We start from the raw sequence: 23,641 nt of genomic DNA on the forward strand, positions 1-23,641 counted from the left end.
TGCCCATCGCCGAGGTGACGGCAGGCGATATGGCGGCATCCGGCACAGCCGGACACCGCCATATCGGGGTGACGTCGATCAGGAAGCTCGGACGCCGCTCACGGCCGGCGTTGGAAGACCGTGATGAGCACGCCCTCGCCGACGGTGATCGACTCGGTCAACGTCCAGATCGACTTGTCCGGGGTCTCCCCGAACAGGCGCCGCCCGGTGCCCAGGACGACCGGGAACGTCATGAGGTGCAGCTCGTCGACGAGGTCGTGGGCGAGCAGTCCCTGCACGAGCCGGATGCTGCCGGCCACCGAGATGTCGCCGTCGATCTCGGTCCGGAGCCGGCGGACCTCCTCCGCCAGGCCGCCGGAGAGCACGTGCGTGTTGTTCCACCCGGGCCGGGTGAGCGTGCGCGAGTAGACGTACTTCGGCATGCCGTTGTACTTGTCGGCGAGCTCGCCCTCGTACTGCGGCCAGGCGGCGGCGAATCCCTCGTACGTCCGGCGGCCGAGGAGCAGCGCCTCGGCGCCGAGCGCCTCGTCCACCTTGAACTGCTCGCCCTCGGCGCCACGGTCGAACGCGAAGCTCCAGTTCCGGTACGTGAAGTCCTCGCCGCCGGGCGCCTCCGCGACGCCGTCGAGCGAGACGAACTCGGTCACCACGATCCGTCCCATGTCGGTCCCGCCCGTCAGCCGGCGTGGGCGAAGTCGCGCAGCGCGGAGGCGAGCACGTCGGCGGGGGCGCTGTGCTGCTCGCCCTTGACCACCTGGAGGGTGGCGGTCGGCAGCAGCTCGGCCAGCGCCCGGGTGCCGGCGGTGATGAACGGGAACGTCGCGCTGCCGTGCATCACCAGCGTGGGCACGGTGACGGAGGCCCAGCGGTCGCGGGGCAGCGGCCCGCCCGACATCGTGGTCCCCATGATCCGGCCGTCGTACGCGATCGTCGGCGCGACCGCCTCCAGGACCGGCCAGAACTCGCTGTGCCGCATCCCGGCCACGGCCTCGGCGGGCATGCCGGCCGCGGCGGTCAGGAACAGCTCCGCGGCGTCACCGGGACGCCCGTCGGCCACGGCCGCGTCGAGGCGCGGCACGTAGTCGGCCGGCAGCGGCGGGCGGCTGTCGTCGACCACGAACGGCGGCTCGAACAGCGCGAGCCGGGCGATGGGCAGGCCGGCCGCCGCGGCGTCGAGCGCGAGGACCGCGCCGGACGACCACCCGAACACGGTCGCCGGCGCGCCCGCGACCTCGATGAGCGCGGCCAGGTCCTCGATCTCGCGCGCCACGGCGTACGGCGCGGTGTCGGTGCTCTGGCCGCGGCCGCGGCGGTCGTAGGCGTACGTCCGGAACTCGTCGCCGAGCAGCCGGCCGATCTCGTCGTTCGTGGGGTTGATGGCGGGGTAGGCGGTCGCCCCGTCGATGATGATGAGCGGTTCGCCCCGGCCCCAGGCGGTGAACGCGATCACGGTGCCGTCCGCGGACACGGCGGCCGCGCTGACGTTCTCGGTCATGTGATGTGCCTTTCGTGCTGGCGGTGGGGAGGTTCCCCGGGCGGCGGTGTGCCGCGGTGCACCCAGGCTAGGAACCAGCGCCGTCGCCGATCTTGTACAGAAGCGACAGGGGCTGCCCGGCGGGGTCCCGGCGGCGCAGCTCGGTCGCGGTGCGCCCGATGAAGCGCTGGAGCGAACGGGCGAGGTGCGGCTGGTCGTAGTAGCCGAGCCGGTTGGCCACCTCGACGGGTACGACGCCCTCGCCCAGCAGCACCGCGGCCTGCCGGGCCCGCTCGATCTGCCGGATGCCGCCCTGGGTGAGCCCGGTCGCCGCGGCCACCCGGCGCTGGATCGACCTCGCCCCGACCTCCGGTACGCCACCCGACACGACCTCGTCGACGAGCGGGTCGCGCAGGATGACGCCCTTGCGCACGAGCCGGGTTACGAACTGCTCCGCGCTGTCGAAGTCCGGCACGAGCCACTCCTCGCCGCCGAGCACGAACGTCGTGGCCGTCGCGTGCGGGCTCTCCAGGGCGGAGTCGACGAGGCGGGCCGGGGGCAGGTGCGGCAGGTAGGTGCCGTGCGCGAAGGTGATGCCGAAGGAGGCCGAGCCGTCGGGCACCTCCGCGCTGGAGGCCGTGGTCTCCGGACCCCGGATGGCGGCGTGGCGGCGCCCGGCGTCCTCCCAGAACACGAGTTCCCAGTTCGACGTGGCGATCGACGTCATGTGGGCGACCCCGGACGCGTGGCTGCGCCACACCCGGTGGACGTAGGGCGAGTCCGACGGACGGTCCTCGTTCTCCAGCGGCACTGCCCGTTCCTCCCCCCGGTGACCTGCGCAATCAGTCTCGCACGGCCCGCGTACGGAGCGGCAGGTCAGCTCCGTCGCCACACGTCGAACGTCTGGTACAGGCGCCACCCGCCGTCCGGCTGCCGGGCTTCGTTGCGCCAGCGGAAACTGCCGGTCTCGATGTCGGAGAACGTCCAGCGCAACGAATCCCCGTCGAGGACGATCTCCTCCCCCATCCGGGACGCCAGGAACGTGTGGACGCGACGCCGCCCGGGGCCAACCCAGGTGGAGCGCCACACGCCGGCACCGGCCGACGGGTCGGGAAAGCGGACGCTCACCCCGTGCTCGACCCCGGGCAGGATCCACACGTCGGTGGTGGCGTGACCACCGAGGGCGTACCCGAAGTGCCACTCGCCCCGGCGGACCGTCGACGACCCGTCGAGGTCGTACTCCGTGCAGTCGAGGAGCCAGGAGCCGGCGAACTGCCCGAAGAGGCTCAGATCGACACCGTCCGCGGGGCCGTCGGCGAGAAAGGCGTCCGCGAGGACATCGAGAGGTTTGGTGACCACGCTGCCAACGTACGTCATCGGGTGGCCGATCGGTCGACCTCGGCGAGCGTCCCGAGGGGCGGGGCGTCCCCACCCCGGGTCGCCGCCGCGGGTCGGGGCTGCACCGCGTACCGGCTCAGGGCGAGCAGCGGAACGGTGAGCACGGCCAGCGCGAGGCCGAGCGCGCCCACCGCCACCATCGCGCCGCGCAGGCCGGTCCCGGCCGCCCACAGTCCGACGTAGACCGGGCCGAGGAGGAACCCGAGGTAGGACACGACGGTCACGACGGAGGTCGCCCGCCCGCGGGAGGACTCGACAACGTTGCGGGAGACGATGCTGAGCAGCGTCGGGAACAGCGCGGCGGTGCCAGCGGCGGCGAGGACGAGCCCGGCCAGGGCGACGGGCACCGACGGCGCGCGGGCGACGACCACGGCACCCGCGGCCGCCACGAGGGACCCGACGACGAGAACCGTCCGGGCGCGCGCGGGATCGAGCGCGCTGACGGCGAGGCGGGTGGCCGCGACCACGGCCGCGAACGCCGCGGGCGCGATCGCGCTGAGCCCGGGGCCGGTGGCCAGGACGTCCTCCAGGAAGACCGCACCCCAGCTCTGGTGGGCGTTCTCGCTGGCGAAAGCCAGGGCGCCGAGCGCACCTACGAGGAGCAGCGGCGCGAGTGGCATCCGGACGCGGGTCGTACCGCTCGGGGCGGCCGGCCCCGGACCCGCGGCGGCGGGCAGGGCGCCGTGGATGGCGACCCCGGCCAGCGCCGACAGCGCCAGCACGACCGCGAAGGGAACCCAGGTGGGCGCGCCGAGGGCGAACACCGCGCCCGCGCCGAGGCTGGACACGACGACCGCGGTGGAGAACACCGCGCCGGAGCGGGTGATAATCGGCCGGCCGGACCGCTGCTCGGCGCGGCCGCCGACCGAGTTCATGGCGACGTCGACCGCGCCGCTGGTCATGCCCACGCCGGTGAGCCCCGCACAAAGGCTGAAGAGCCCGTCGGCCGTGACGGCGGCGGCCAGTCCCGCCCCGCCCAGCGCGACGACCAGTGGCGCGGTGCACCGCAGGCCCCACCGGTCCAGCGCCCGCCCGGTCAGGAGCATCGCGGGCAGGGCGCCGGCGCTGATGAACAGCAGCGCGGTGCCGAGCCGGGCGTCGTCGAGACCGACCTGGTCGCGCACCCGTGGCACCGCCGAACCCCAGGTGCCCCAGAACGCGCCGAAGGCGGCGGAGGCGAGGTACGTGGCCGTGACCAGCCGCCGGTGCGGCGAGGCGATAGGCATTGTGTAACGCTACACAGATACGATCCTCGTGTGCAATCGCGGCAGCCGACCTCCCGCCGGGTGACGATGACCGACGTGGCCCGCGCGGCCGGCGTGTCGACGATGACCGTGTCCTACACGTACAACCGGCCGGCCCGGGTCTCCCCCGACACCCGGGCCAGGGTGCTGCGGGCCGCCGCGACCCTCGGCTACGCGGGGCCGGATCCCAGCGCCCGGTCCCTGCGGTACGGCGCCACGCGCACGCTCGGCGTCGTGCTCGGCGAGCACCTCACGTACGCCTTCGACGACCCGCAGGCCGTCCGCTTCCTCGCGGGCGTCGCCGAGGTGTGCGCCGAGCGGGGATACGGGCTGCTGATCGTGCCGACCGGCGCGGGCGACGACGACCACGACCGAGTGGTCGCCGCGGCGGTGGACGCGTACGTCGTGTGGACGACCACCGACGACGACCCGGTGCTCGCGGCCGCGTGCAGCACCCGCCGCCCGGTCGTCATCCACGGTGGGCCGGAGCGCGCCGGCACCACGATGGTGGGCATCGACAACCGCGCGGCGGCCCGCGCGGTGGGCGTCGAGGTGTTCGCGGGTGCCCGGCGTCCGGTCGTGTTGAGCTTTCCGCTCGACCGGAACCGGGAGATGTTCGTCGGCTCCGGCATCGATCCCGACTCCGTGGCGTACCCCGTGACCCGTGACCGGCTGGCCGGCTACCGCGACGCCGCCCGGGACCTCGGCATCGACTGGTCGCGGGTGCCGGTCGGCGTGTGCCGCACCAGCGACGAGGACGACGCCCGCACGGTCATGCGACACCTCGTAGCGGCGGCACCCGATCTCGACGCCGTCGCCGCCATGAGCGACCAGTTGGCGCTCGGCGCCCTCCGCGAGGCGACCGGTCCGCTGCGCGTCAGCGGCTGGGACGACTCGGACGTCGCGCGGCAGCACGACCTCACGACGGTCGCCCAGTCGCTGCGTGAGCAGGGGGCGGCCTGCGCCACCGCGGCACTCGGCGATCCCGTGCCGGACCACCGGGACGCCTGGCGACTCGTCCGGCGGGGGTCGACCGCCGCCTGACCGGCGTCGTCGCCGGCGCGTGACGCCGGCCGTCGGGCCGGGCCGGGCCGGGCCGGCGGGGTCAGCGCGGTGGTCCGTCCGGTCGACGCAGGGCGCTCACTGCCCGGTCTCCCCTGCCAGCAACGCCAGCCCGGTCTCCGGGTCGACACGCTTGAGGAGCCTCGCCCCGACCTCGGTGATGATGACCTCGAGGGTCGGCCACACCTCACCGTGCAGGAGGTGGCCCCCCACGGTCGTACCGTCGCGGTGCCCGAGCACGCCGTGGACGTGTAGCGCGGGCCTGCCCTCGTTCTCCGCGATGTCGCCCTGCAGGGACAGGACCTCGACCTGCTCCCGTACCGGAATCGGCAGGTAGTCGTGCTTCTCGCGGTCGAAGTAGCCGAGCGTGGCGGAGGAGAACCCGCCGACGGCGGTGACCCGGGCGCCGCGGATGTTCCGTCGCGCCGCCACCTCGTTGATCGCGGCTACCGCGTCCTCGCCCTTGTCGACCACGACCACCACCACACGGCGGTTCCCGTCGGTCAGCTCGACGTCCTTCACGGTGCGCCTCATCCCCCAGCGTCGGCCACGGCGGGCAACCGTCACCTCGCGCGGCGCGGCGCGGCAAATCATCCTCGATGTCATCGTAGGTGGCATACCGGGGATCAGCCCGCCAGATCGCCGATGTGGCGGTATCCCGCCCACCGCGACCCCGCCACATCGGCGAAACGGAGTCGATCAAGCGGGACGGACGTTGCCGCAGATCACACGGCCCGTCCGGAGACCATCGATAAGATCAACAGGTGGAATCGGTCGACACGATGCTCGCGGCGCACCGGGCGTATCTCCTCGGCTGGAACGTCGGTGAGGTCGGTGGCCCCGACCTGGTGACCTACCGCAGCGACGTGCAGCACCCACCGCTCAACGGCGTCCTCCGTGTGCTCGGCCGCGACCCGGCGGACGCGCTCGCCGAGGCCCGCCACCGTCTCGACGGCGTGGCCCGGGTCTGGTGGGTCGGGCCGGACAGCGACGCCGGCACGGCCGACGCCCTGACGTCCCTCGGGGCCGCCCGCATCGTCGACCTGCCGATCATGGCGGTGCCCGTTGACCAGGCGTCGCCCGCACCCACTCCGCCCGGCGTGCGTATCGCGGAGACCACCGACGTCGACGAGTTCGTCACCGCCTACGCGCGGGTGTCGGGCATCCCGCCGGCCGGCGTGCCGACGGCGATCGCCCGGGAGCGGTCGTTCGTCGGGGACGGCACCGTGGTGCGGCTGGCCGGTCGGCTCGATGACGGGCGGATCGTCGGGACGGCCGTCGCCTGGCTCAGCCACAGCGTGCTCACGCTCTACTACGTGGGCACCCAGCCCGAGCACCGCCGGCACGGCATCGGCGCCGCGATGACGCGGGCCGCGCTCGACCTGGCCCGCGACCGCGGCGTACGCACGGCCGCCCTCACCTCGACGGCGGTCGGCGAGCCGGTCTACCGGAACCTGGGCTTCCGCACCGTGGGCACGTTCCGGCTGCTGTCGTTCTGACCGGCACCCGGACCGGCCCGGTCAGCGCCGCCGCGGCGTGATGAGCCCCGACTCGTACGCCCAAACGACCAGTTGGGCCCGGTCGCGGCAGTGCAGCTTCATCATGGCCCGATTGACGTGCGTCTTCGCGGTCAGCGGACTGATGACCATGCGCTCGGCGATCTCGTCGTTGCCCAACCCCCGGGCGACCAGCTCGACGATCTCCTGCTCACGGGCGGTCAGCACGTCACGGCCGGCCGTCGGGTCGGCCGGCGGCGGCGCGGCCACGAACTCGCTGATGAGCGTACGCGTGACCGCCGGGGCGAGCAGCGCGTCGCCACGGGACACGACGGCGACGGCCTGCAACAGGTCGGCGGGGTCGGCGTCCTTGAGGAGGAACCCGCTGGCGCCCGCGCGGAGCGCGGCGAAGACGTAGGAGTCCAGCCCGTAGTTGGTGAGGATGAGGACGCGGACCGCGGCAAGCTCGGGATCGGCGGCGATGCGCCGGGTGGCGTCGATGCCGTCGAGGCCCGGCATCTGCACGTCCATCAGCACGACGTCGGGCCGCAGGCGTCGCGTCAGCTCGACGGCCGACGCGCCGTCGGCGGCCTCGCCCACGACCTCCAGGTCGTCCTCGGCGTCGAGCAACGCCCGGAACCCGGCCCGCATGAGGGCCTGGTCGTCGGCGAGCAGCACCCGGATCATGCCGGCTCCTCCCTCCGGTCGGAGCCGCCACGATCCGCGGCGGACCGAGCTGACCGGACCTCGCGCAAGCGCTCGCTCATGCCGGCTCCCCCCTCCGGTCGGAGCCGCCACGATCCGCGGCGGACCGAGCTGACCGGACCTCGCGCAAGCGCTCGCTCATGCCGGCTCCTCCCTCCGGCCGGAGCCGCCACGATCCGCGACGGACCGAGCTGACCGGACCTCGCGCAAGCGCTCGCTCATGCAGACCCGTCCAGCGGGAACGTCGCCCGCACGCCGAAACCGCCGCCGTCGCGGGCCGCGGCCTGCAACGTGCCGCCCAGCCCGGTAACGCGTTCCCGCATGCCGCGCAGGCCCACGCCGGGTGTCGGCGGGCGGGCCGGCGAGGCCTGGCCGTCGTCGGTCACGGAGACGGTCAGCTGCGCCGGGGCGTACTCGACGTGGACCTGCGCGGTGGCGGAACCCGCGTGCCGGGCGACGTTGGTCAGCGCCTCCTGGACGACGCGGTACCCGGCCTGGTCGACCTCGGCGGGCAGGTCCCGGCGCTGACCGATGACCTTCACCTGTACGTCCACACCGGCGGCCCGGGTCCGCTCGGCGAGTTCGCCCACCCGGGCCAGCCCGACCGGGTCGCCGTCCGAGGGTGAGCGCAGGACGTCCAGTGTCGCCCGCAGTTCCCGCATCGCGGCGCCACCGGCCTCCTGGATCGCCAGCAGCGCGGCCGACGGCTCCTCGCCGTGCTTGCGGGCCAGGTGCACGGCGATCCCCGCCTGCACCTTGATGACGGAGATGCTGTGGGTCAGCGAGTCGTGCAGATCGCGGGCGATGCGCAGGCGCTCCTCCCCCGCGCGGCGCAACGCCATCTCCTCGCGGGTGCGTTCGGCCTCGATCGCCCGCTGCTCGACCAGTTCCAGGTACGCCCGCCGCTGCCGCGCGACGAGCCCCGCGACGTTGGCAGCCACGAACCAGCCCAGCAGCAGGGCGGTCCGCTCGACCACCTGCTGCCCGGGCCGGTCGGCGGGCGCCACCGACACGTCGCGGGCCAGGAAGCCGGCGAGGAAGACGACGCTGGCCAGGCCGGCGGCCGCCCGGTGCCCCTGCCAGGCGGTGACGTAGACCGCGCCGAGGACGGGAAACGCGGCGGACACCCCGGGGTGCACCCGGACGTGCAGGGCCAGCATGGCGGCGGTCACCGCGACCACCGCCACCACGGGGTACCGCCGGCACACGGCCACCGCCACCCCCGTGCTGAGGACGAGGGCGACGTCGACCGCCCGTACCGGTGCGGCGTCCGGCGCGATCACGGCGTTGGCGAGCAGGAGGACGGCGAGGGCGAGGCCGCTGAGGGCGTACGGCATGTCGCGGCGCATGAGCGCACTGTAGAACGGCCGTCGCCACGGGAGCATCCCGCATTCGCGGTAGGTGGGCGTACCGCGGGCGCGGTATCCGGCCTCGGCAAGTGCCTGCGGCGGCACGACGTTTTCCCCGCGCGCCGGGACGAGCATCGAGCCCATGACATACCGCTTCTTCACCCCCGTACCGGTGAAGGCGGCGACCGGTCTCACCGCGGAGGTCTACCGGCAGCTGCGGGACGACTTCCTCGGACCGGTCCCCGCCTTCCAGGCGCTCTCCGCCGTGCCGGAGCTGCTGGCCGCCACCTGGGCGCTGACGCGCGAGGCCCTGCTCGCCGGCGACGCGTCCCGGGCCGACCGTGAACTCGTCGCGACGGCGGTGTCGCGGGCCAACCGCTGCCGGTTCTGCGTCGACGCCCACGTGGTGCTGCTGCACGCGCTCGGCGAGCACGAGCTGGCCGAGGTGGCGGCCCGGGGCGGGACACCGCCAGAGCCGCGGCAGGCCGCGCTCGTCGCCTGGGCGGAGGCCAGCCGCAGCCCGGAGGCCGCCGACTGGGCCAGCCCGTACCGCCCCGAGGTGACCGCCACGGCGCTCGCCTTCCACTTCGTCAACCGGATCGTCTCGGCGCTACTCGACCCGGACCTGCTCCCCGGCGGCCTGCAGCGCTCCCGCGTGGTGCGGTCGGCCGGCGGCCGGCTCTACGCCCGGACGGCCCGCGACCCGAAGGAGCCCGGCCGCGGCCTGGCACTCCTCGACGTCGCCACGGCGCCGCCACCCGCGTGGGCCGGGGGCCACCCGGTCGGCGTCGCGTACGCGGCGTTGCGGGACACCGCGATGCGGGGCGGTGACCTGCTGGGCGACGTGGCGCGGCGGACCGTCGAGGCCACCGTGCGCTGGGAGGACGGACGGTTCCCGGCCCGGCCCGCCGAGTGGGCCGCCGACCTGATCCGGGACCTGCCGGGCGTCGACCGCGTGGGAACGCGGATCGCCCTGCTGGCGGCGTTCGCGCCCGCCGCCGTCCGCCCGGGGGACGTCGCCCTCTGGCGGCTGTCCCACCCGGACGACGCCGACCTCGTGCGGCTCGTCGCGTACGGGGCGATCACGGCCACCGACCACGTCGCCCAGGCACTGTCCCCGGCTCACCTCTAGGAGATCACCATGCGCAAGGCCTTCGTGGTCACCAACTCCCTGCTGCTCGTCGCGTTCGCCCTGCAGTTCGTCTTCGCCGCCGTGGGCGCGTTCACGAAGCCCGGCGGCGACGGCGCGTACGCGCTGCACAGCGTCAACGGGATGGCGATCATCCCCGTGCTCACCCTGCTCACCATCCTCTTCGCCGTGCTGGCGAAGGCCCCGGGCCGGCTCGTCGGTCTGACGGTCCTGCCGCTCGGCCTCGTCGTGCTGCAGGCGCTCATCGCCATGCTCGCGAACGCGGCCACCGACGCCTCCGGCGTCAGCACCCCGTTCGGCCTCACCATCGCCGGGCTGCACGCGGTCAACGGGATCATCGCGGTGCACGTCGTGGTCGCCGTCAACCAGGCGGCGCGGAAGCTGGCCCGCCCGGCGACGGCGGAACCCGCCCCGGTGGCCGTCCGGGAAGGGGAGCCGGCATGAGCGTCGGCTCGCTCCTCGTGGCCGACCTCGTGATCGCGGTCCTCGCGGCCGCCGGGTGGTGGGGCGGCGGCGCCGCGTCGGCCGCCCGGCGCCGTCGGCTGGCACTGGGACTGGCCGCCTTCGCGCTGCTCGCCACGGTCGCCCGCGCGATCACGATCACCGCGCTCGCCCGCGCCGGCTGGTGGTTCGCGGCGGAGAAGGTCCTGATCGCCGCACCCCTGTCGGTCGCGGCGGTGGTGGTCGCCGTGCCGCGGCTGCTGCGGGCCCCGGCCGACATCCGGTCCGCCGCGGTCCCGCTGCTCTTCGCGGGGTACGCCGAGGGCGGCGCGCTGCTCGTGACGGTCCTGCACGGCTATCCGGTGTCGGCGGGCGCGGGGCTGCTCGCGGTCGCCGGGGTCGTCACGGCGACCGGGGTTACGTGGCGCGCCCTCGGCGCGCGTCCGTCCCCGACGGTGTCCCGGACGGCGGTGGCGGTGGCGGTCGCGGCCCTGGTGACCGGAACCGGGCTGGTCGTCGCACCGGCGGCCGCGCCCGCCGCGCCTCACGGGCACGACTATGCGGAGGCAGCGCCGGTGGGCGAACCGACCCGTCGGTTCACGCTGACGGCCGGGACCGCCACGGTCGGCGTGAGCGGCCGGAACGTCGCGGCGTGGGCGTTCAACGGGCAGGTACCCGGGCCGGAGCTGACGGCCACCGTGGGCGACGTCCTGGAGGTGACGTTGCGCAACCGGGACATCGGGCGGGGCGTGACGCTGCACTGGCACGGGTACGACGTGCCGAACAGCCAGGACGGGGTGCCGGGCGTGACGCAGGACGCGGTGCTGCCCGGGCAGGAGTTCGTCTACCGGTTCCGCGCCGACCAGGCCGGGACGTACTGGTACCACACGCACGCGGTGTCCGACCTCGGCGTACGGATGGGGCTCTACGGCGTCCTCCTGGTGCGGCCGGCGCCGGTGGCCGACGGATCGGGCGCGGCGCCGACCGGCGGAGCGGACGCGGCTCCCGCGACTGGTGTGGACGTCACGGTGCCGGTGCACACCCTGGCCGGCGTTCCGCTGCCCGTGCCCCGGACGGAGCCGGTGGGGGCCGGCACGCCCGTGCGGCTGCGCCTGATCAACACCGACAGCACGACGCACCGGTACGCGCTGGCCGGGGCACCGTTCCGGGTCGCCGCCATCGACGGGTACGACCTGCGGGGTCCGACCTCCCTCGTGGACACCGCCGTGCTGATCCCCGCCGGGGGCCGCTACGACCTGGTGTTCACGGCACCCGCCACGCCGGTGGCGCTGTTCGTCGACGGGCGGGCGGTGTACTCGACCGGGACGGTGTCGGCGGAGACCGGCGCGTGGCCGGTGCTGGATCCGCTGACCTACGGCGTGGCCGCCCCGGCGCCGTGGTCCCGGATCGACCGGGAGTTCACCCTCGTCCTGGACCGCGGGATCGACCTGCACGGTCTGCTCCCCCGGTACGCCCACACCGTCAACGGCGCGGCCGACCCCGACATCCCGCCCCAGGTCGTACGCCAGGGCGAGGTCGTCGGCTTCACGATCGTGAACCGGTCGCTGTTCGTGCACCCCTGGCACCTGCACGGACATCACGTCCTGGTGCTGTCCCGCAACGGGAGGCCGGTGACGGGGAGTCCACTGTGGCTCGACTCGTTCGACGTTCTCCCCGGCGACGTCTGGAAGGTGGCGTTCCTGGCGGACAACCCCGGGACGTGGGCGAACCACTGCCACAACCTGCCGCACGCCGACGCCGGGATGATGCTGCACCTGATGTATTCGTGAGCCACCTGTCCGCCAACCCGCATTGCCCGCAGCGCCCGCCTACCCCGCACCGGCGACGATCCCGCTACGTGTCCACGGCGGAGGTGTCGACGACCTGCGCGGTCGGCAGGCGCGGGGTGTGGGGTGGCGCGGCGTTCTCCCGGTCGACGATCCCCAACCGCATCGCCAGGTACGGGAAACCGAGCCCGGCCAGCATCTGGCGCAGGGTCTGCCGGGTGCCGTCGGTCTCGACCACTCCGCTGAGCGGCACCATCGAGGCCCCGTGCCGGGTGGCGGTCAGCCAGGCGGCGGAGAGTCCCTCGCCGGCGCGCAGCCAACTGTCCGGCTCGTCGTCGGTGTTCCAGAGGAGCCCGTAGACCGCGGCGCGGTCGTGCCCGGTGCCGATCGGCAGGGTGCCCGGATGGCCGAAGTCCCGCCCCGGCACGGTGGTCTGGGCGGGCTGCTCGGGCAGCACCTCGGGCGGCAGCCCGACGCCGGCGCCGGATCGGCTGGTCCAGTACGCCAGTTCCTCCCGCAGCTCCGGCTCCTCCTCGGCGACGGCCGCGGCCTGGGCGGCCGCGGCGGCCAGGCTCATGACCTGGTCGGAGTCGAGCAGTTCGAGTCGGGCGCCCTGCGCGGCGGCCGCCCTCACGATCTCGTCGAGCGCCGCGTCGGGCACCCGCTCGTCGCTCACCGGTCGCCGGTCGGTCTGCCGGGTCCGCATGCACTGCACGAGACGGGTCGCGTCCTCGTCCGCCGCGGTCTGCCGGAACCCGCTGAGCCGGGCGAGCAGCTCCGGCCGGCCCGGGTCGGGCAGCCGATCCACCTGGCCGGCCCACCCCTCGGCGGCCAGCACCTCCCGCGCGTGGTGCAGTGCCGCGCCGCAGCTCAACGTCACCAGCCGGTTCTCCGGGTCGGTGGCGGCGAGCTGCGGCTCGTGCACCATCCGCAGCTCCAGCGCGTCGGGAAGGACCGTCCAGCGCCACGGCTGGCTGTTGTGCACCGACGGGGCGAGACCGGCCGTCGCGGCGGCCTGCGTGAGCGCGGTGGTCAGCGGGCGGTCCCGGGCCGGCGTCTCCTGGCTCATCGTCATGACCTTTCCGTTTCCCCCATCGTGCCCCACCCCGGGCGCGTCCCGGGCGGTGTTGCCGGTCTACCACCGGGAATGCCGGCAGGCCGGCACGGGTCCCTGCCGCGGCGCGCCCGGGCCGTGCCGGAACACCCCGATTCCCGCGTCCGCCGGCCCGTGCCGCTGAGACGATCCGCAGGTGGGAGCGGAACCGGACGAGTGCGTGCCGGAACGGCCGGTGCGGCGGCGCCGGGTGGACTGGCGGGAGTGGGCGCCGCTGACCCTCCTCACCCTTGCCGTGCTGGTCGGCGTCGGGCTGTGGCTCGGAGGGCTGCGACCGGCGGCCCAGCTGGTCTGGGCGGCGGTGACGCTGGTGGCGCTGGTGCCGGCCGCCTGGGCGACGCTGCGCCAGCTGTGGCGCCGCCAGTTCGGCGTCGACGTGATCGCGGTCCTGGCGCTGGTCGGCACGCTGCTGGTGCGCGAGTACCTGGCCGGCGCGGTGATCGCCGTGATGGTCGGCACCGGGCAGGCGCTGGAGGGCTACGCGGAGCGCCGGGCCAGCCGCGACCTGCGCGCGCTGCTCGAACGGGCGCCCCGGCAGGCCCGGCGGCGTACGCCGGGCGGCGGGATCGAGGTGGTGCCGCTGGACCGGGTGGCGGTGGGCGACCGGCTCGTCGTGGGCCCCGGCGACGTGGTGCCGGTGGACGGGACGGTCGAGGAGGCCGCGACGCTGGACGAGTCGGTGGTCACCGGCGAGTCGCGGCTGGTCACCCGGGCGGCGGGTGAGCGGGTGGCCAGCGGCGTGGTCAACGCCGGCGCCGGGTTCGGGCTGCGGGCGGCGAAGAACGCGGCGGAGAGCACGTACGCCGGGATCGTCCGGCTGGCCGAGGAGGCCACCGCCCACAGGGCGCCGATGGTCCGGCTCGCCGACCGGTACGCGGCGGCGTTCGTACCGTTCACGCTGGTGCTGGCCGGGGTCGCCTGGCTGCTCAGCGGCGAGTTCCTGCGGGCGGTCGCGGTGCTGGTGGTGGCCACCCCCTGCCCGCTGCTGCTGGCCACCCCCATCGCGATCGTGTCCGGGCTGTCCCGGGTGGCCCGGCGGGGCGTGCTGGTCCGGGAGGGCGGATCGCTGGAGCTGCTGGGCCGGGCCCGCACGCTGCTCATGGACAAGACGGGCACCCTCACCGCGGGTCGCCCCGTCGCCTCCGAGACGGTGGTCGCGCCGGGCGGCGACCGTGACGAGGTGCTGCGGCTGGCCGCGTCCGTCGAGCAGCTCTCCCCGCACGTGCTGGCCACCGCGCTCGTGAGGCAGGCCCGCGAGCGGGGGCTGCGGCTGACCGAGCCGACGGACGTCACGGAGGAGCCCGGGCGCGGTGTGACCGGCCGGGTAGACGGGCGCCTGGTGCGGGTGGGCCAGCTCGAGGGTGAACCGCCCGAGTGGGCGCACCGGCTGCGCGAGCGCGCCGAGCTGACCGGCCGTTCCAGCGTCTGGGTCAGCGACGACGTCGGGCCGCTCGGCGCGATCCTCCTCGAGGACCCGGTACGCCCCGACGCGCGGCGCACCGTGCGGCGGCTCCGGGAGGCCGGCCTCCAACGGCTGATCATGGTCACCGGCGACCGGCCGCGTACCGCCCAGGAGGTGGCGCGGACCGTCGGCGTGGACGACGTGATCGCCCAGTGCTCGCCGCAGGCGAAGATCGACCGGGTCCGGGACGAGTCCCGCCGGGCGATCACGGTGATGGTCGGCGACGGTGTGAACGACGCGCCCGCCCTGGCGCAGGCGCACGTGGGCGTGGCGATGGGCGCGACCGGCGCCACCGCGTCCGCCGACGTGGCAGACGCGGTGCTCACCGTCGACCGGCTGGACCGGCTCGCCGACGCCGTCGAGATCGCCCGGTACGCGCGCCGCATCGCGGTGCAGAGCGCCGTCGTCGGGATGGCCCTGGCCGTCGTCGCGATGGTGTTCGCCGCGATCGGCAGGCTGCCGCCGGTCGCCGGCGCGTTCCTCCAGGAGGGCATCGACGTGCTGGTGATCCTCAACGCGTTGCGGGCGCTCCGCGGCGGCCTGCGCCGGCGGGACGTCGCCCCGCGGACCCGGGAACTGATCGACCGGTACGCCGGCGAGCACGCCGGTGTGCGGGACGTGCTGGCCCGGCTGCGGGACACCGCCGACCTGGTGGCGACCCGCCCCGACGCGCCGGATTGCGTACCGGCGCTGCGCGAGGTGCACCGCCGGCTCGCCGACGAGGTGCTGCCGCACGAGGCGGCCGAGGGACGCCGGCTCTATCCCGCGCTGGCCGGCCCGCTCGGCAGCGACGAGGCGACGGCGACGATGAGCCGCGAGCACGTGGAGATCAGCCGGCTGGTCGACCGCATCGGCGGCCACCTGGCCCAGCAGGCCGACGGGCGGCTGCGCCCCGACGACGTGCCCGACCTGCTGTCCGCGCTGTACGGGCTCGACGCGGTGCTCCGGCTGCACCTGGCGAAGGAGGAGGAGGACTTCTTCTCACTCGACCCGGCCGACGGCCCGCCCCGGTGACGGGACCGGCGGGAGCGGGCCGGCCTGCGCTCACCTGGTGCGGTTGAGCCGCACGATCGCGCCGTTGAGCGCGGTGGCGAACAGCGTCCACGCGGCGTAGGGGGCCAGCGCGGCGCCGGCCACGCGGTCGGTGCGGGCGGCACGGCGGAGCACGAGGGCGTTGGACACGTTGAGCGCGGCGATCTCGGCCAGCGCTGCGGCGGGCCTGCGGGCCCGGAAGAACAGGGCGGTCCACCCGGCGTTGAGTGCCAGGTTCAGCGCGTACGCCCGGGCGAACGCCGCGCGTTCGGCCCCGCTGCTGCGGTCGAGCGTGCGGGTGCCCGCCACCGCGAGCAGCGCGTACAGGGGGGTCCACACCAGGGGGAACGCCTGCGGCGGCGGCTGCCAGCGGGGCTTGCGCAGCCGCCGGTACCAGCGCGAGGAGGGGTCCGTGGCCGCGGCGCCGACGGCGGCCGTCGCGACGACGGCTGCCCCGGTCCTGATCCAGGTGGGTGGTAGCATGAGGGGTCGATACCCGCCCCCCGCCCGGTCAACCCGCTCACGCCGGGCCAGGCGAGGGGACGGCGGGGCCGCGGGACAGCGGGCCGGCCGTCGTACGCAGCGTCCAGGTGCCGGCGCGGCCGCGCAGGACGGTCGCGGTGAGCGGGGCGATGTCGATCCGCCAGAACGACGCCGGGGTGGCCTGGATCGCGGTCACGATGCAGGCGCGGATCACCATCGGGTGAGTGACCGCCACGACGGTGCGTGACGTGGCGGGCAGCTCCCGCAGCCACCTCGCGGCCCGGTCGAGCAGGTCATGAAGGGACTCGCCGCCGTGCGGGGCGGCGGCCGGGTCGGTCAGCCACGCCGCCACCGCCTCCGGCTCTCCGGCCGCGACGTCGTCGAGGGTCCGGCCGGCCCAGCGGCCCGGGTCCCCGTCGCGCAGGCCGTCGTCGAGGGTGGGCGTGAGCCCGAGCGCGGTGGCCGTCTGCACGCACCGCAGGGCGGGGCCGCACCGCACCTCGTCCGCGCCGGCCAGCGTGCCGGCGAGGGCGGTCGCGTCGGTCAGTCCGTGCGCGTCGAGCGGTTCGTCCCGGGGGAACGCGGCGGCGCGGGTGGCCGTGGTCGGCGCGTGGCTCACGAGGATCAGGCGACTGCTCACGCTGCCACCCTCCGGCCCGTCGGCGGGGCCCGGCAAGGCCGCGAGCGTCACAGCCCGGGGCGGCGACCGGCGCGTTGACACCGTTCGCCGGCAGCCCGTAGCGTGCGGGGCACCAGCGTGACGGTGGAGGAAGCCGGTGAGATCCCGGCACGGTCGCGCCACTGTAACCGGGCCTCGGGGCGCAGTCCCCCGGGCCGGGAGTCAGACCCTCCCCGTCACATGCACCCCACGATGGGACGCGTGATCCCGAGGAGGTCCTCTGATGGCCGACGTGTCACTGCCCACCCCCGCTGTCGTTCCGGCGCCGGCCGCCGTTCCGCTGCGCCAGATCCTGCCCTGGGCGGTCTTCGGCGCGCTGCTCGCGGCCGTGCTGCTGTACTTCGTCGGCGTCGAGCAGGGCGTGCTGTCCGTGTTCGCCGGCGAGACGGTGCACGAGTTCGTCCACGACGGACGGCACCTGCTCGGCTTCCCCTGCCACTGAGCACGGGCCGGAGTCCTCGCATGCTGTCCGCACGTTCCCTGCTCGTCCGCGGCATGCTCGTCGGGCTCGCCGCCGGCGCCGCCGCCTTCCTGTTCGCCTCGGTGTTCGGTGAGGGCCCGATCGGGCAGGCCATCGGCGTCGAAGCCGCCCACGCCGCCGGGCACAGCCACGGTGAGAGCGGCGAACACGAACTGGTCAGCCGTACCGTGCAGAGCACGCTCGGCCTGGGCACCGCGACCCTGGTGTACGGGGTCGCGCTCGGCGGCCTGTTCGCGCTGGCCTTCGCCGTCGCCTATGGCAGGATCGGCCGCTTCGGCGCCCGCGCCACCGCCGCGCTCGTGGCGCTCGGCGGCTTCCTGACCGTCGCGTTCGTACCCTCGCTCAAGTACCCGGCCAATCCCCCGGCCACCGGCAACCCCGACACTCTGGGGCAACGCACCGGTATGTACTTCCTCATGATCGTCATCGCGGTCGCCGTCGGGCTGCTGGCCGTCTCCTTCGGACGCTGGCTGCACCCCCGCCTCGGCGGGTGGAACGCCACCATCCTTGCCGCCGTCGGTTTCGTCGCCGTCATCGCGGTCGTCCAGACCGCGCTCCCGACGATCAGCGAGGTGCCCGACGGGTTCCCCGCCCTCGTGCTCTGGGACTTCCGGCTCGCGTCGCTCGGCACCCAACTCGTCACCTGGGCCACCCTCGGGCTGCTCTTCGGCGCCCTCACCGAGCGGCGGCTCCGCGTCCGCACCGTGCTGGCGGCGGAGCCGGCGGCGTCGGTGTGACGTCCTCCGGGACACCCGGATCACCTGAACCGGTTCGGCACGGGCCTTCCCGCGTTCCACGCGGTACCGGCCCGCGCCCCGGCCGTCTACTCCCGCGCGCCGGCGACACGCGTGATGCTGGCGACACACCGGACACACCATGTGGTGTTGCCACTCCTCCATCGCACCCATATATGGTGTCTCGTGCAGCTGGTTCGGCCGTCGGTCCACGGTGGTCGAGGCAAGAGGGAACCCGGTGGAAATCCGGGACTGCCCCGCAGCGGTGAGTGGGAACGACCGCCGTCACCACAGCACTGGACCGCGAGGTCCGGGAAGCGACGGCCAGTAGGCGACCGTGCGTCAGGCCCACGAGTCCGAAGACCTGCCAGCGCGCCGCACGCGTCGCGTGCGGCGGTCGGAGGCCGCGCGGGACGGCCGACGCCCTGAGCCGGCCGGACGCCGTCCGGCGACCGGTGGCGTCCTCCTGCGCGTCCAGCGACCTCGTGGACATGCGTGAGGAGGGGACATGACGGCGACGCGGGAACAGGCTGCGGCCGGTCAGGCGGTGCCGGAGCAGCGTCGGCATGTGATGCAGGTCCGTAAGCGTAGCGGCGACACCGAGCCGGTGGACGTCAACAAGATCGTCAGGGCGGTCGAGCGGTGGGTCGCCGACCTGGACGAGGTCGACCCGCTGCGGGTCGCCACGAAGACGATCAGCGGGCTGTACGACGGTGCGACCACCGCCGAGTTGGACAAGCTCTCGATCCAGACGGCGGCCGAGCTGATCGGTGAGGAGCCGCAGTACTCGAAGCTGGCGGCGCGGCTGCTGGCCGCGTTCGTCGACAAGGAGGTCCGCGGGCAGGGCGTGGCGAGTTTCAGCCAGTCGATCGCGTACGCCCACGGGCTGGGCCTGATCGGGGACGCGACCGCGGCGTTCGTGGCCGGCAACGCCCGCAAGCTCGACGACGCCGTCGACCCGGACGGCGACCTGCGGTTCGAGTACTTCGGCCTGCGGACCGTCGCGGACCGGTACCTGCTGCGGCACCCGGAGACCCGCCTCGTGGTGGAGACGCCGCAGTACTGGCTGCTGCGGGTCGCGTGCGGCCTGTCGCAGACACCGGGCGAGGCCATCGACTTCTACCGGCTGATGTCCAGCCTGGCCTACCTGCCGAGTTCCCCTACCCTCTTCAACTCCGGGACCCGGCACACCCAGATGTCGTCGTGTTTCCTCGTCGACTCGCCCCGGGACGAGCTGGACTCGATCTACGAGCGGTACCACCAGGTGGCGAAGCTGTCGAAGTTCTCCGGCGGCATCGGCATCTCCTGGTCGCGGGTCCGCGGCCGTGGTGCGCTGATCCGCGGCACGAACGGCAGGTCCAACGGCATCGTGCCGTTCCTCAAGACCCTCGACGCCGGCGTGGCGGCGGTGAACCAGGGTGGCCGGCGCAAGGGCGCGGCCTGCGTCTACCTGGAGCCCTGGCACCCGGACGTCGAGGAGTTCCTGGAACTGCGGGACAACACCGGCGAGGAGTCCCGGCGTACGCACAACCTGAACCTGGCCAACTGGATCCCGGACGAGTTCATGCGCCGGGTCGAGGCGGACGAGGAGTGGTCGCTGATCGACCCGTCGGACGCCCCGGAACTGCCCGACCTGTTCGGGGAGGCGTTCGACGAGGCGTACCGGGCGGCCGAGAAGAAGGCCGTCCGCACGGTCCGGGCCCGGGACCTGTACGGACGCATGATGCGGACGCTCGCGCAGACCGGCAACGGGTGGATGACGTTCAAGGACGCCTCGAACCGGCTGTCCAACCAGACCGGCGCGCCGGGCAACACGATCCACCTGTCGAACCTGTGCACCGAGATCCTCGAGGTCAACGACGACACCGAGACCGCCGTGTGCAACCTCGGCTCGATCAACCTCGGCGCGCACGTCACCGCCGACGGCGTCGACTGGGAAAAGCTGCGGGCGACGGTACGCACCGCCGTGGTGTTCCTGGACCGCGTGATCGACATCAACTACTACCCGTCGGCGCAGGCGGCGGCGTCGAACCCGCGGTGGCGGCCGGTCGGGCTCGGGCTCATGGGCCTGCAGGACGCGTTCTTCACCCTGCGCCTGCCGTTCGACTCCGCGCCGGCCCGGGAGCTGTCGACCCGGGTGCAGGAGGAGATCTTCCTGACCGCCCTGGAGACGTCGGCCGGGCTCGCGGAACGGTTCGGCCCGCACCCCGCGTACGCCGAAACCCGCGCCGCGAAGGGTGAGCTGCACCCGGACCTGTGGGGCGTCGAACCCGCCCAGACCGAGCGGTGGGCCGCGCTGCGCGCGACGGTCGCGGCGCACGGCCTGCGGAACTCGCTGCTGGTCGCCATCGCGCCGACCGCCACGATCGCCTCGATCGCCGGCTGCTACGAGTGCATCGAGCCGCAGGTGTCCAACCTGTTCAAGCGCGAGACGATGTCCGGCGAGTTCCTCCAGATCAACACGTACCTGGTGCGGGAGCTGAAGTCACGCGGGCTGTGGACGCCCGCCGTCCGGGAGCAGATCAAGCGCGCCGAGGGTTCGGTGCAGGGGATCGCCGAGCTGCCCGCGGACGTGCGGGACCTGTTCCGCACGGCGTGGGAGCTGCCGCAGCGGGCGCTGATCGACCTGGCCGCCGCCCGCGCGCCGTTCGTCGACCAGTCGCAGTCGCTGAACCTGTTCATGAGCGCGCCGACCATCGGCAAGCTCTCCTCGATGTACCTCCACGCCTGGAAGTCCGGGCTGAAGACCACCTACTACCTGCGCTCGCGTCCCGCGACCCGCATCCAGCAGGCCACCGTCGCCGTCGCCCCGGCGCTCAAGCCGGTCGTCGCGGTGAGCGACGCGGAGGCGCTGGCCTGCTCCCTGGAGAACCCCGAAAGCTGCGAGGCCTGCCAGTGACCACCATTCCCGAAGCCCGCACCGGCGCCGACACGGGCGAGCGGCGGCACCTGCTGCTCGACCCCGGCATGGACCTCACGCTGCGGCCGATGCGCTACCCGCACTTCTTCGACCGGTTCAAGGACGCCATCAAGAACACCTGGACCGTCGAGGAGGTCGACCTGCACTCCGACCTGCCCGACCTGGCCCGCCTGTCACCGGCCGAGCGGCACCTCGTGTCGCGGCTCGTGGCGTTCTTCGCCACCGGCGACACCATCGTGGCGAACAACCTGGTGCTCAACCTCTACCAGCACGTCAACTCCCCGGAGGGCCGGCTCTACCTCTCCCGGCAGCTCTTCGAGGAGGCGGTGCACGTCCAGTTCTACCTGAACCTGCTCGACACGTACGTGCCCGACGAGAGGGAACGGTTCGAGGCGTTCGCCGCGGTCGAGAACATCCCGTCGATCGCCCGCAAGGCCGAGTTCTGCTTCCGATGGATCGACTCGATCTTCGAGCTGCGGGAGCTTCGGACCCGCGAGGACCGGCGGGCGTTCCTGCTCAACCTCATCTGCTTCGCCGCCTGCATCGAGGGGCTGTTCTTCTACGGCGCCTTCGCGTACGTGTACTTCCTGCGTTCCCGCGGTGTGCTGCACGGCCTCGCCTCCGGCACCAACTGGGTGTTTCGCGACGAGTCCATGCACATGGCCTTCGCGTTCGACGTGGTCGAGACCGTACGCGCCGAGGAGCCGGACCTGTTCGACGCCGACATGGAGCGGCAGGTCAGGGAGATGCTGGCCGAGGCCGTGGAGTGCGAGGTCCAGTTCGCCGAGGACCTGCTGGAGCAGGGAGTTTCCGGGATGTCGCTGGCCGACATGCGGGAGTACCTCCAGCACGTGGCCGACCGGCGGCTGGCCGTGCTCGGCATCGAGCCCATGTACGGCAGCCGCAACCCGTTCGCGTTCATGGAGCTGCAGGACGTCCAGGAGCTGTCGAACTTCTTCGAGCGGCGGGTGTCGGCGTACCAGGTCGGGGTGACCGGCTCGGTCAGCTTCGACGACGACTTCTGACCGACCGCGTCGAGCCGCCGTCCCGGGCGACACCCTCGCCCGGGACGGCGGCGACCCTCGCGCCGCCGCCCGGGAGCGCGGCCACGTGGCGCTCCCGCCGCCCGCCGCTTCAGCGCGGTGACGATCACCCCGAGGACGGACGACCCCACTGTGCACGACACCCTCACCCGCGCCGGCCGGCCGCCGTCGGCGTCCCACCTGACCCTGTCGCAGATCATGGACCAGCACCACACGAACCTGATGGGCACGGTCCACGGCGGCCGGATCCTCAACCTCATCGACTCGGTCGCCGGGGTGGTCGCCGCCCGGCACTCCGACGGGCCGGCGGTCACCGCCGCCATCGACGAGACGGCGTTCCTACGCGCGGTGCGCGTCGGTGACGTCGTCCACGTGGATGCCCGGATCACCTGGGCCGGGCGCAGCTCGATGGAGGTGGCCGTCCGGGTCACCGCCGACCGCTGGGACCGGGCCGTGCCGCCGGTCGACGTGGCGACCGCGCACCTGGTGATGGTCGCCGTGGACGACGCGGGCCAACCGCGTCCGGTGCCGCCGTTGCTGCCCCGCACGGACGAGGACCGGCGCCGCTACCGCGAGGCGGAGATCCGCCGCGAGCACCGGCTGGCGCTGCGGCACGCCCTGCTCGGCGACGGCGGGGAGAGCTGAACGCCCGCCGGCATTCGCGTTGCACCCGTCCGGGGCGGCCGATACCTTACCGCCGTGGAGATCGTGACTCGTGCCGCAAGGCCCGAGCTGCACGACGCGGCGGCCGCCGTGTTCCGGGAACGCTGGCCGGAGTTCGTCTTCCACGACGACGTGCCGGCCAGGTACCTGGGCCGGGTCGAGACGTACTTCCCGCGGTACGACGTCATGGTCCTCGACGAGGGAATCGTCGTCGCGGGTGGATGGGCAGTGCCGCTGGCCTGGGACGGCACCCTCGACGACCTGCCGTCCGGCTACGACGACGCGCTGATCCGCGCGGTGGACGGCCGGGAAGCGGGCGTCGAGCCCACGAGCCTCAGCTTCATGGCGGCCGCCGTGGCCTCGTCGCACGACAAGCGCGGCATGGCCGGGGTCGTCCTGGAGGAGTTGACCCGACGCGCCCACGACGACGGGCTCCGGCAGGTGGTCGCGCCGCTTCGGCCCACGTGGAAGCACCGCTATCCGACGGTGTCCATGGCCGAATACGCCCGCTGGGCCCGGCCGGACGGCCTTCACATCGATCCGTGGATCCGTACGCACCAGCGCCTGGGCGCCCGGGTGCTCGGTCCGGCTCCCCGGTCGATGGTCATCGAGGGCACCGTCGCCGAGTGGGAGCGCTGGGCGGACATGGCATTCCCGGTCACCGGGGAGTACGTGGTCCCCGGCGCGCTCAACCTCGTGCGCGTCGACCGGGAACGGGACCGGGGCGTGTACGTCGAGGAGAACCTGTGGGTCCAGCACCGCTGACCTCGCCCTGACCCGCGCCGGACCCGACGGCCCGGCGGCGAGCGGGTCGAGCTGTGGCGGATCACGGACCGCGGAGCTCCGCCGGTCGGCGCCGTACCTGACGCCATAAGCTGGACGAATCGGGTCGGCGTCCGGTGCCGGCCCCGCACGGGGAGACCG

Annotated in this window: 23 protein-coding genes and 2 riboswitches; of the genes, 12 read left to right on the forward strand and 11 right to left on the reverse strand. The window is 74.0% G+C overall.

Going from position 1 to position 23,641, the window contains the following annotated elements; translation table 11 throughout:
- Positions 1-98 precede the first annotated feature (98 nt).
- The 5 genes from D7193_RS02670 to D7193_RS02690 form a co-directional block, all read right to left on the reverse strand.
- Positions 99-662, reverse strand: coding sequence for a dihydrofolate reductase family protein (locus tag D7193_RS02670; protein ID WP_120777775.1), 564 nt, complete (start codon positions 660-662; stop codon positions 99-101).
- A 14-nt stretch (positions 663-676) separates the two neighbouring features.
- A complete protein-coding gene (locus D7193_RS02675) occupies positions 677-1,495 on the reverse strand; it encodes an alpha/beta fold hydrolase (RefSeq protein WP_120777776.1) in 819 nt (272 codons plus the stop codon).
- 67 nt (positions 1,496-1,562) lie between these two features.
- Entirely contained in the window at positions 1,563-2,285 is a 723-nt protein-coding gene (locus D7193_RS02680) for a helix-turn-helix transcriptional regulator (RefSeq protein ID WP_120777777.1), read from the reverse strand.
- Between the two features lie 65 nt (positions 2,286-2,350).
- Positions 2,351-2,833 carry a hypothetical protein gene (locus tag D7193_RS02685; RefSeq protein ID WP_147434316.1) on the reverse strand — a complete coding sequence of 161 codons (483 nt, stop codon included), beginning with the start codon at positions 2,831-2,833 and terminating at the stop codon, positions 2,351-2,353.
- Between the two features lie 14 nt (positions 2,834-2,847).
- The gene (locus D7193_RS02690; RefSeq protein ID WP_120777779.1) at positions 2,848-4,098 is read right to left on the reverse strand and encodes an MFS transporter; all 1,251 of its coding nucleotides are present in this window, start codon (positions 4,096-4,098) and stop codon (positions 2,848-2,850) included.
- 30 nt (positions 4,099-4,128) lie between these two features.
- Here D7193_RS02690 and D7193_RS02695 point away from each other — a divergent pair, with 30 nt between their 5' ends.
- Positions 4,129-5,160 carry a LacI family DNA-binding transcriptional regulator gene (locus tag D7193_RS02695; protein WP_206611843.1) on the forward strand — a complete coding sequence of 344 codons (1,032 nt, stop codon included), beginning with the start codon at positions 4,129-4,131 and terminating at the stop codon, positions 5,158-5,160.
- A gap of 96 nt (positions 5,161-5,256) precedes the next feature.
- Here D7193_RS02695 and D7193_RS02700 read toward each other — a convergent pair whose 3' ends face one another.
- The gene (locus tag D7193_RS02700) at positions 5,257-5,700 is read right to left on the reverse strand and encodes a PPC domain-containing DNA-binding protein (protein WP_206611844.1); all 444 of its coding nucleotides are present in this window, start codon (positions 5,698-5,700) and stop codon (positions 5,257-5,259) included.
- 242 nt (positions 5,701-5,942) lie between these two features.
- On the opposite strand from D7193_RS02700, the gene D7193_RS02705 reads away from it, so the two are divergent.
- Positions 5,943-6,677 carry a GNAT family N-acetyltransferase gene (locus D7193_RS02705; protein ID WP_120777781.1) on the forward strand — a complete coding sequence of 245 codons (735 nt, stop codon included), beginning with the start codon at positions 5,943-5,945 and terminating at the stop codon, positions 6,675-6,677.
- Between the two features lie 21 nt (positions 6,678-6,698).
- On the opposite strand, the gene D7193_RS02710 is transcribed toward D7193_RS02705, so the two are convergent.
- Together D7193_RS02710 and D7193_RS02715 are read right to left on the reverse strand one after the other, a co-directional pair.
- Positions 6,699-7,361, reverse strand: coding sequence for a response regulator (locus D7193_RS02710; RefSeq protein ID WP_120777782.1), 663 nt, complete (start codon positions 7,359-7,361; stop codon positions 6,699-6,701).
- 236 nt (positions 7,362-7,597) lie between these two features.
- Entirely contained in the window at positions 7,598-8,728 is a 1,131-nt protein-coding gene (locus tag D7193_RS02715) for a sensor histidine kinase (RefSeq protein ID WP_241562796.1), read from the reverse strand.
- A 142-nt stretch (positions 8,729-8,870) separates the two neighbouring features.
- Here D7193_RS02715 and D7193_RS02720 point away from each other — a divergent pair, with 142 nt between their 5' ends.
- The 3 genes from D7193_RS02720 to D7193_RS02730 are packed head-to-tail and all read left to right on the forward strand — an operon-like array spanning position 8,871 to position 12,109.
- Positions 8,871-9,860, forward strand: coding sequence for a carboxymuconolactone decarboxylase family protein (locus tag D7193_RS02720; protein ID WP_120777783.1), 990 nt, complete (start codon positions 8,871-8,873; stop codon positions 9,858-9,860).
- A gap of 9 nt (positions 9,861-9,869) precedes the next feature.
- On the forward strand, positions 9,870-10,322 hold the full coding sequence (locus D7193_RS02725) for a DUF6220 domain-containing protein (protein ID WP_120777784.1): 453 nt from the start codon (positions 9,870-9,872) through the stop codon (positions 10,320-10,322).
- Complete coding sequence (locus tag D7193_RS02730; RefSeq protein ID WP_120777785.1) at positions 10,319-12,109, forward strand: multicopper oxidase family protein; 1,791 nt, start codon at positions 10,319-10,321, stop codon at positions 12,107-12,109. Before D7193_RS02725 ends, D7193_RS02730 begins: the two co-directional genes overlap by 4 nt.
- A gap of 64 nt (positions 12,110-12,173) precedes the next feature.
- Here the strand turns inward: D7193_RS02730 and D7193_RS02735 are convergent, their stop codons facing one another.
- Positions 12,174-13,175 (reverse strand): Acg family FMN-binding oxidoreductase, encoded by a 1,002-nt coding sequence (locus D7193_RS02735; protein WP_120779204.1) that lies wholly within the window; start codon positions 13,173-13,175, stop codon positions 12,174-12,176.
- Positions 13,176-13,356: 181 nt separating this feature from the next.
- Here D7193_RS02735 and D7193_RS02740 point away from each other — a divergent pair, with 181 nt between their 5' ends.
- A complete protein-coding gene (locus tag D7193_RS02740; RefSeq protein ID WP_120777786.1) occupies positions 13,357-15,696 on the forward strand; it encodes a heavy metal translocating P-type ATPase in 2,340 nt (779 codons plus the stop codon).
- Between the two features lie 30 nt (positions 15,697-15,726).
- Here the strand turns inward: D7193_RS02740 and D7193_RS02745 are convergent, their stop codons facing one another.
- Complete coding sequence (locus tag D7193_RS02745; protein ID WP_120777787.1) at positions 15,727-16,197, reverse strand: TspO/MBR family protein; 471 nt, start codon at positions 16,195-16,197, stop codon at positions 15,727-15,729.
- Between the two features lie 37 nt (positions 16,198-16,234).
- Positions 16,235-16,837: a histidine phosphatase family protein gene (locus tag D7193_RS02750; RefSeq protein ID WP_120779205.1), complete on the reverse strand. Its 603-nt coding sequence runs from the start codon at positions 16,835-16,837 to the stop codon at positions 16,235-16,237.
- Between the two features lie 128 nt (positions 16,838-16,965).
- A riboswitch (cobalamin riboswitch) is annotated at positions 16,966-17,040 on the forward strand.
- A gap of 59 nt (positions 17,041-17,099) precedes the next feature.
- Between D7193_RS02750 and D7193_RS02755 the strand changes: the two genes are divergently transcribed.
- The 6 genes from D7193_RS02755 (at position 17,100) to D7193_RS02780 (ending at position 23,482) form a co-directional block, all read left to right on the forward strand.
- Positions 17,100-17,318, forward strand: a complete 219-nt coding sequence (locus D7193_RS02755; RefSeq protein ID WP_120777788.1) for a CbtB domain-containing protein — start codon at positions 17,100-17,102, stop codon at positions 17,316-17,318.
- A gap of 20 nt (positions 17,319-17,338) precedes the next feature.
- Positions 17,339-18,094: a CbtA family protein gene (locus D7193_RS02760; RefSeq protein ID WP_120777789.1), complete on the forward strand. Its 756-nt coding sequence runs from the start codon at positions 17,339-17,341 to the stop codon at positions 18,092-18,094.
- 173 nt (positions 18,095-18,267) lie between these two features.
- A riboswitch (cobalamin riboswitch) is annotated at positions 18,268-18,477 on the forward strand.
- A 122-nt stretch (positions 18,478-18,599) separates the two neighbouring features.
- Positions 18,600-20,990 carry a ribonucleoside-diphosphate reductase subunit alpha gene (locus D7193_RS02765; protein ID WP_120777790.1) on the forward strand — a complete coding sequence of 797 codons (2,391 nt, stop codon included), beginning with the start codon at positions 18,600-18,602 and terminating at the stop codon, positions 20,988-20,990.
- Positions 20,991-21,058: 68 nt separating this feature from the next.
- The gene (locus D7193_RS02770) at positions 21,059-22,036 is read left to right on the forward strand and encodes a ribonucleotide-diphosphate reductase subunit beta (RefSeq protein ID WP_241562891.1); all 978 of its coding nucleotides are present in this window, start codon (positions 21,059-21,061) and stop codon (positions 22,034-22,036) included.
- A 216-nt stretch (positions 22,037-22,252) separates the two neighbouring features.
- Complete coding sequence (locus D7193_RS02775; protein ID WP_377456425.1) at positions 22,253-22,699, forward strand: acyl-CoA thioesterase; 447 nt, start codon at positions 22,253-22,255, stop codon at positions 22,697-22,699.
- Positions 22,700-22,753: 54 nt separating this feature from the next.
- On the forward strand, positions 22,754-23,482 hold the full coding sequence (locus tag D7193_RS02780) for a hypothetical protein (protein ID WP_120777792.1): 729 nt from the start codon (positions 22,754-22,756) through the stop codon (positions 23,480-23,482).
- Positions 23,483-23,641 lie beyond the last annotated feature (159 nt).

The organism is Micromonospora costi (assembly GCF_003626655.1).
Taxonomy (GTDB): Bacteria; Actinomycetota; Actinomycetes; order Mycobacteriales; family Micromonosporaceae; genus Micromonospora; species Micromonospora costi.

Coding starts and splice junctions, on each gene's coding strand:
- D7193_RS02670 (WP_120777775.1), bottom strand. CDS start 662: ATGGGACGGATCGTGGTGACCGAGTTCGTCTCGCTCGACGGCGTCGCG.
- D7193_RS02675 (WP_120777776.1), bottom strand. CDS start 1,495: ATGACCGAGAACGTCAGCGCGGCCGCCGTGTCCGCGGACGGCACCGTG.
- D7193_RS02690 (WP_120777779.1), bottom strand. CDS start 4,098: ATGCCTATCGCCTCGCCGCACCGGCGGCTGGTCACGGCCACGTACCTC.
- D7193_RS02710 (WP_120777782.1), bottom strand. CDS start 7,361: ATGATCCGGGTGCTGCTCGCCGACGACCAGGCCCTCATGCGGGCCGGG.
- D7193_RS02715 (WP_241562796.1), bottom strand. CDS start 8,728: ATGCGCCGCGACATGCCGTACGCCCTCAGCGGCCTCGCCCTCGCCGTC.
- D7193_RS02720 (WP_120777783.1), top strand. CDS start 8,871: ATGACATACCGCTTCTTCACCCCCGTACCGGTGAAGGCGGCGACCGGT.
- D7193_RS02725 (WP_120777784.1), top strand. CDS start 9,870: ATGCGCAAGGCCTTCGTGGTCACCAACTCCCTGCTGCTCGTCGCGTTC.
- D7193_RS02730 (WP_120777785.1), top strand. CDS start 10,319: ATGAGCGTCGGCTCGCTCCTCGTGGCCGACCTCGTGATCGCGGTCCTC.
- D7193_RS02735 (WP_120779204.1), bottom strand. CDS start 13,175: ATGAGCCAGGAGACGCCGGCCCGGGACCGCCCGCTGACCACCGCGCTC.
- D7193_RS02745 (WP_120777787.1), bottom strand. CDS start 16,197: ATGCTACCACCCACCTGGATCAGGACCGGGGCAGCCGTCGTCGCGACG.
- D7193_RS02755 (WP_120777788.1), top strand. CDS start 17,100: ATGGCCGACGTGTCACTGCCCACCCCCGCTGTCGTTCCGGCGCCGGCC.
- D7193_RS02760 (WP_120777789.1), top strand. CDS start 17,339: ATGCTGTCCGCACGTTCCCTGCTCGTCCGCGGCATGCTCGTCGGGCTC.
- D7193_RS02765 (WP_120777790.1), top strand. CDS start 18,600: ATGACGGCGACGCGGGAACAGGCTGCGGCCGGTCAGGCGGTGCCGGAG.
- D7193_RS02770 (WP_241562891.1), top strand. CDS start 21,059: ATGGACCTCACGCTGCGGCCGATGCGCTACCCGCACTTCTTCGACCGG.
- D7193_RS02775 (WP_377456425.1), top strand. CDS start 22,253: ATGGACCAGCACCACACGAACCTGATGGGCACGGTCCACGGCGGCCGG.